Genomic DNA, 6,478 nt, shown 5'->3' with positions numbered 1-6,478 from the left:
GGTGGACGGTACGCCGTCCACCGGGGCCCACCCGTCCGGGACTCCCGGGAACCCAGTGGCGGATCAACTGCCGTTCGGGGCGCCGGTGAACCGGAGGACGCCGTCCTCGATCGGGTCGGAGAGCAGGACCTTCCTGTCGTGCCGGTAGTCCATGACCATCCGCCACCGGAAGTCCCGTCCCTGGCGCGGCATCGCATCCTTCGCGCGCCGGATGTAGCCCGACGGGAGCTCGTCGACGACGCCGTCCCCGGTCGCGTCGGCCGCACGGTCGACGGGCACGGCGACGGTCCGGCCAGTGGCGTCCATGTGCTTCAGCAGCCGCACCAGGTAGGCGGCCGGTCTCGATGGTGTCCGTGACCACGGAGGCCCTGCCCTCGCGGAGCACCGTGACAAGGTCGCCGTCGGGCACCGCGCACAGCCGCTCGTGATGCCGTTCAACGGCCTGTCAGGGAGCCGTTTCTGCTGCTGCCGAGTTCTCGGCGGCCACACTCGCCCGCCACTCGTCAAGCAGCTGAAAGAACGCCTCCAGCGGCGGAACCGCACCAGCGTTCTGCTCGATGAACTTGTACCAGCTGAGGCTCAACGGCCAACCGCGCGTCCAGCACAGCCACTGCTGGAACGGGCCGGCCGGATCGAAATCGAACCGCTCGTCGACCCCGTGAATCCGCAGGGCAAGGCCGTACCCCGAGAAAAGCAGGCCCAGGTCGTCCAGCGAGCCGTTGCGCACGAACATGCCGGGCCGCTGCCGCACCTGTTCAAGGACGTCATAGATGTCCCGCCACTCATCGAACGGCTTGGGCTTCGGTCGGTCTCCAAGATCAGCTGACACCCGCCCACTCTACGCTGACGGGCCCGGACGAGTAATGACTTGTCGCACCGGAGAGGGAGATCACATGTCCGCTCACAGGTCGTCGGCGCGCCGGCGCGGGCCGGGCGACAGCTCCGGGGCCGCCGCGGGTCCGGTCAGCCCCGGAAGACCTGCCACGCCGTCGACGAGGCGTCCTCACGCGTCGCCCAGTGATTCAGCGGCAACGCCGGCAGGCCGGCCATCGAGGGGTCGCTCTCCAGCAGGTGCGCGGCATGGACCAGCCTGGGGCCGCCCTTCCACCAGCGCGGCTCGGTCGCCGAGAACGCCTGCCAGTCACCGTCCTCGTCGAGGTGGACACTCACGACGGGCTGCCCGCGACGCACACGCTTCGACACGAACATCGGCTCGTCCGGGCCGAGGGTGTACACCGGACCGCAGTCCTCGTGCGACTCGACGGTCACGACGTCCTCCTTGGCTGATCGGACCCCCATCACAGCACAGGTCCGCCCGGCCGCCTCGGTCGGGGGCGAGCTCCGCCGAGCGCCGCCACCCGGCCCCACCAGGTGACATCCGGTTCGACGGCCCGACTTGAGCGACGGGGTCGAGCCGCCCCGGCCGTGAGCCGTAGGGTTGCCGTGTGACGGATGAGCTGTTGTTCGATACGGCGCAGGCCGGCGGAGGCGGCGGGGCGGGCTGCCCGCGGTGCGAGGAGACGACAGAGCTCACCGTGTTCCGCGAGCGATATCGGCCCGTGCTCCGGGGCCGGGGTGTCGTGCGGTTCCTGGCGGCGGTGGTGCTCCTCGTCCTGGCCGCGAAACCGCTGCTCAGTGGGCACGCTGCGGGCGTGGTGCTGCTCGCCCTCGGCGTGCTCTCCGCCGTGTCGTGTGCGCGGGCCGTGGCACGGGCCCGGTCCGGTGGGCCGGTCGATGTCGTCTACTGCCACCATTGCACCGCCCGGTCCACGAGAACGCCGTGATGATCGAGGCGAACACGTGACGAGGCCACAGGCGTCGGCCGACTCGCGGGCTCCGAGGACCTGAGGACGCGGAGGACCGCGATCAACGCCGGTTGGCTCCGGAAAACCCGTTGGGCGCGGCAGTCCCACCAATGGTAAACATGTGACATGTTACAAGGCACTCACATCACCCTCCGGGCCCGTCACGACGCCGATCTCCCGGTGCTCCTGGCCGAGCTGTACGACGACGTGGCGACCCGCTCGCGGGCCGACTCCCGCCCCTGGCGGCCCATCCCCCCGGGCTCGGCGGACTCCCCGTACGTGGCCACCGGGCCGTCCGACGAGGCGGCGTGCTTCTCCGTGGTCGAGACGGCCTCCGGGGAGCTGGCCGGCGAGGCGCTGCTGTGGGGCATCGACGCCCACAACCGCAGCGCCCACGTGGGCCTCGCCCTGCTGCCGGGCCACCGGGGCCGCGGGCTCGCACCGGACGTCCTGCGGGTGCTCTGCGACTACGCCTTCCCGGTACTCGGCCTGCGCCGCCTGCAACTGGAGACGCTGGCGGACAACGCCCCGATGCTCCGGGCCGCCACCGGCGTCGGCTTCACCGTCGAGGGGCGGCTGCGCCAAGCCGCCTGGGCGTACGGGGAGTTCGTGGACCAGATGGTGCTCGGACTGCTGGCCGAGGAGTGGCGGGGGTGAGCGAGGGCCCGTCCGGGCTTCGGCCCCTCCCGCACGGCTGGACCAACCGCACCGCGGGCGACGGCACCGTCGTGGTGAAACGCTACGAAGGGCCGGACGCCGAGGAGCGGCGCCGGCGCGAGCACCGGCTGCTGACCCTGCTGCACGGGCTGCTGCCGGTTCCCCCGGTGCTCGGCACCGAGCCGGGCGCCATCACGCTCGGCCACCTGCCTGGAGTGCCCGCGCAGGACCTGCTGGACGCCGGGCACGGCGCGCAGGTCCTGGCCGCCTGCGGGCGGGTGCTGCGACGGCTCCAGGCCGTCGATCCCGGCATGGCCGGCGACGGTCCGGCGCGCCCGGGGTCGGTGCTGGTGCACGGGGACTTCGGGCCCAACAACCTGTTGCTGGACCCGGCGACCTTCGCCGTCACCGGCCTGCTGGACTGGGAGTTCGCCCATCTCGGCGAGCCGGTGGAGGACCTGGCCTGGTGCGAGTGGATCGTCCGCATGCACCACCCGGCCCGGGCGGGCGCCCTGCACCACCTCTTCGACGCCTACGGGCAGCCGGTGCCGCCCTGGCCGCGGCGCCGGGCCGCCATGCTCGCCCGGTGCGCCCGGCTGGAGGAGTTCTGCCGCCGGGGCGCCCCGGACGGGCCGGGGGTACGGCAGTGGCAGGAGCGCGGGCGCCTGACGGCGGGCTGGCCGGAGCAGCCGGGGCCGCCCGCCTGACTCCGGCGGGGCGGCGCTCCGGGCCCGCGCGCCAAGGGTCGTGACGAACTGTGAACGGATCTGGCGCCCGCCTTCACCGTTCCGATACGGTCTGGACCAATCAGCGGCCGATCTTCCTCCGGCATCGGTCCGCCGCGCTCCGAAAGCCCCCCGGGAGTCGTCATCAGCGCCCAGCCCGTCCCCGTCCCGCTCACGCTTCCGGCGCTCCTGGACCACCGGGCCTCGCTCCATCCGGAACGCACCGCGCTGCTCGTGCCCGGCGGCGGGAGCCTCACCTACGGCCGGTGGCGCGAGCGGGCGGTGCGGGCCGCGCACGGGCTGGCCCGGGCGGGCGTGCGCCCCGGGGACACGGTGGCGCTGCTGTTCACCAACCGGGAGTGGGACGCGTACGCCGTGGCGTTCCTGGCCGCCCACTACGCGGGCGCGGCCGGGCTGGTGATCCGTGAGGACCTGGCCCCGGCCGATGTGGAGCGGCTCGTCGAGGCGGCCGGGGCGCGCTGGGCGGTCGCCGGGAACGGCCCGCGCACCACGCTGCCCACCTTCGCGCTCGACGGCCTCGACGCTCCGCTCGACTCCCCGGACGGCGCTCCGCTCGACCCACCGCTCGGCGCCCCGGACGGGATCGAGCCGCCGCACCGGGTCGCCCCCGGCGACCTGGCCCAGATCATCGGGACCTCCGGCACCACCGGCACCCCGAAGGGCGTCCGGGCCGCGCACGCGAGCCTGACCGCCGGTCTGGTCCTCAACCCCCGGCCCCGCCCGTACGCGCACTCACGGCACGCGGTGCACGCCTTCCCGATCGGCACCAACGCCGCCCAGGCGGTCCTGGTGAACGCGCTGACCGCGCAGCCCACGACGATCTGTCTGCCGCGCTTCGACGCGGAGGAATTCGGGCGGGTGGTCGAGGAGTTCGGCGCGGGCACGGTCTTCCTGGTGCCGTCGATGGCGGTGGAACTGCTGAACTCCGGAACAGCCGCGCGCCGGGACCTCGGCAGCGTCCTGCTGGTCGGTTCCACCGCCGCCGCGCTCCCGCCGGCCGTCGCCGCCGGGCTGAGCGCCGCTCTGCCGAAGGCGACGGTCGTCAACACCTACACCTCGGCCGAGGCCTCCCCCGCCCAGATCTCCGCGATCGTCGACCCCGGCCGCCCCGGCTCGGTGGGCCGCCCGACCGACCCGGCCGACCTGCGGATCCTGGACGAGGCCGGGGAGCCGGTGCCGCCCGGCGGGACCGGCGAGATCTGGCTGCGTCAGCCCGGGCCGCCGCGCGGATACGCCGGGGCGGCCTCCGACGGCGTCTTCCGCGACGGCTGGGTGCGCATGGGCGATCTCGGCAGGCTGGACGGGGACGGCTTCCTCCATCTGGTCGACCGGGAGAGCGACATCGTCAAGTCCGGTGCGCTGAAGGTCTCGACGCTGCGGATCGAGGCCGTGCTGCACGAGCACCCGCAGGTCGCCGACGCGGCCGCGCTCGGTCTGCCGCATCCGGTGATGGGCCAGGTGCCGGTCGCCGCGGTGGTCCCGCTGCCGGGCGGAATCGATCCGGACGGTCTGCGGCTGTTCCTGAGCGAGCGGCTCGCCAGGCCCGAACTGCCGGTGCGCATCCTGGTGTTGGACTCCCTGCCCCGCAACCCGAGCGGCAAGGTGGTCAAGCACGAGCTGCGGACCGCGTTCGACGAGCCCGCCCCGGTGACGGGAAGGGCCCCGGAGACGGAGCGGGAGCTCGCCCTGGCCGGCCTGTGGCGGACGGTGCTGGGACGGCCGGTCCGGGCGGTGCAGGAGGAGTTCTTCGCCCTCGGCGGGGACTCGTTCCGCGCGGTCCAGCTGGCCGCCGCGATCTCCGCCGAGTTCGGCGTGGCGGCTCGCACGGCGCTGGTCTTCGAGCGCCCCTCGCTCCGCGCCCAGGCGGCCTGGCTGGAGCGGGCCGAAGCCTCGGCGGCCGGGACGGTGGAGCGGTCCGGGGCCGAGGTGTCGGACTTCCTCCGCTCGCTGCGCGCACAGCCGCACGACCTGCCGCTCACCTCCCAGCAGGAGAACTTCCTGCGCTGGATGGCCGAGGCCCCGGGCCGCAACGTCGGCGCGGTGGCGGTGATGTTCCGGGTGACGGAGGGCCTGCGGACGGACGTCCTGGCCGACGCCCTGCACGAGGCGATCCGCCGCCATCCCGCGCTGCGGACCAGGTTCGTCCCGGTGCCCGGTGCCGAACCGGGGGTGCTGCGGGCCGTCCTGGACGACGAACCGCACGCGGACGTGGTGCTGGTGGAGGCGCCCGGCGCGAGCGACGACGAGGTGTCGGCGCGGCTGGTCGCCGTGCGCGACCGGCTGACGGACGTCGCCGCGGGGCCGATGACCAGGCTGGCCGTGGTGAGCCGCGGGCCGCAGGACCACGTCGTCCTGCTGGCCGTCCACCACCTCGTCAGCGACGGCTGGTCGCTGGGGGTGCTCCTGCGCGAGCTGGGGGTGGCGTACTCGGCGCTGCGCCACGGGCGCCGGGTGCCGGCCGCCCGGCCCGGCCCGGAGTACCGCGAGCTGGCGGAGTGGTCGAACGCCCACTGGCCGGCGTCCCGGACGCACTTCGCGACGGCGCTCGCGGACGCGCCCGCCGCGATCGACCCCTTCCCGGGGCGCCACCACACCGAGGTGGTGCTGAGCGCCGCCCACGCGTTCACGGTGCCCCCGGAGGCGGCGGACGCGCTGCGGGCCAGGGCGGCGGAGCTGGGGGCCACGCCGTTCCTCGCGGTGGCGGCGGTCTGGAGCGGCCTGCTGGCCGCCCGCAGCGGACAGCCGGACCTCGTCCTCATGACGCCGGTGCCCGGCCGGACCAGACCGGAGGCGGAGCGGGCGGTCGGCTGCTTCGTGCAGTCGCTGCTGGTGCGGGTGGACGTGTCGGGCGCGCCGGGCTTCGCCGAACTGCTCGACCGGGTCCGGTCCGCCGCCACCGCCGCGCTCGACCACCAGCTCTACCCGTTCGCGGAGTTCAGCCCGCTGGTGCCGTTCGCGGCCTGGCTGAGGTACGAGAGCTGGAGTGCGCCGGCCCAGCTGCCGGGGGTGGCCTGCGCGGCCTGGGAGCTGCCCCGCAACGCCACCGTGCCGTACCCGCTGCCGGGCGGTGACCGGCACGTCCCGGAGCTGGCGGTCACCGAGCAGCCGGACGGCGCGCTGCGGTGCTGGCTGCGGTACAACGAGCACGCCTTCGAGGCGGCGACGGTGTCGGCGCTGGCCGACGACCTCGCCGCGGCGCTGGCCGGGGCGGCCGGTATCTGACACGAGGAAAGCGGGGGTGCGGCCATCACCGGCCGCACCCCCGGAACG

General features: G+C 74.5%; 7 protein-coding genes. 4 read left to right on the top strand and 3 right to left on the bottom strand.

What is annotated here, in order from left to right; genetic code table 11:
- Positions 1-63 precede the first annotated feature (63 nt).
- The 3 genes from ACIQOV_RS21535 to ACIQOV_RS21525 form a co-directional block, all read right to left on the bottom strand.
- The gene (locus tag ACIQOV_RS21535; RefSeq protein ID WP_401050731.1) at positions 64-306 is read right to left on the bottom strand and encodes a hypothetical protein; all 243 of its coding nucleotides are present in this window, start codon (positions 304-306) and stop codon (positions 64-66) included.
- A 139-nt stretch (positions 307-445) separates the two neighbouring features.
- On the bottom strand, positions 446-829 hold the full coding sequence (locus ACIQOV_RS21530; protein WP_401050729.1) for a hypothetical protein: 384 nt from the start codon (positions 827-829) through the stop codon (positions 446-448).
- A gap of 134 nt (positions 830-963) precedes the next feature.
- A complete protein-coding gene (locus ACIQOV_RS21525) occupies positions 964-1,269 on the bottom strand; it encodes a hypothetical protein (protein WP_401050727.1) in 306 nt (101 codons plus the stop codon).
- A 176-nt stretch (positions 1,270-1,445) separates the two neighbouring features.
- Here ACIQOV_RS21525 and ACIQOV_RS21520 point away from each other — a divergent pair, with 176 nt between their 5' ends.
- From ACIQOV_RS21520 to ACIQOV_RS21505, 4 genes are all read left to right on the top strand, one after another.
- On the top strand, positions 1,446-1,784 hold the full coding sequence (locus ACIQOV_RS21520) for a hypothetical protein (RefSeq protein WP_401050725.1): 339 nt from the start codon (positions 1,446-1,448) through the stop codon (positions 1,782-1,784).
- Positions 1,785-1,931: 147 nt separating this feature from the next.
- On the top strand, positions 1,932-2,462 hold the full coding sequence (locus tag ACIQOV_RS21515) for a GNAT family N-acetyltransferase (RefSeq protein ID WP_401050722.1): 531 nt from the start codon (positions 1,932-1,934) through the stop codon (positions 2,460-2,462).
- A complete protein-coding gene (locus ACIQOV_RS21510; protein ID WP_401050719.1) occupies positions 2,459-3,169 on the top strand; it encodes a phosphotransferase family protein in 711 nt (236 codons plus the stop codon). The genes ACIQOV_RS21515 and ACIQOV_RS21510 overlap by 4 nt, the downstream gene beginning before the upstream one ends.
- 99 nt (positions 3,170-3,268) lie before the next feature.
- Positions 3,269-6,430, top strand: coding sequence for an AMP-binding protein (locus ACIQOV_RS21505; RefSeq protein ID WP_401050734.1), 3,162 nt, complete (start codon positions 3,269-3,271; stop codon positions 6,428-6,430).
- Positions 6,431-6,478: the final 48 nt, after the last annotated feature.

The sequence above is a fragment of the Kitasatospora sp. NPDC091257 genome, from assembly GCF_044757675.1.
GTDB lineage: Bacteria > Actinomycetota > Actinomycetes > Streptomycetales > Streptomycetaceae > Kitasatospora > Kitasatospora lactacystinica.
The sequence above is the reverse complement of the archived record's forward strand: the minus strand, read 5'-3'. Positions and strand labels throughout refer to the sequence as shown.

Bases quoted from the DNA above. Each gene is read 5' to 3' on its own strand.
- ACIQOV_RS21535 (WP_401050731.1), bottom strand. From the start codon at position 306: ATGGACGCCACTGGCCGGACCGTCGCCGTGCCCGTCGACCGTGCGGCC.
- ACIQOV_RS21515 (WP_401050722.1), top strand. From the start codon at position 1,932: ATGTTACAAGGCACTCACATCACCCTCCGGGCCCGTCACGACGCCGAT.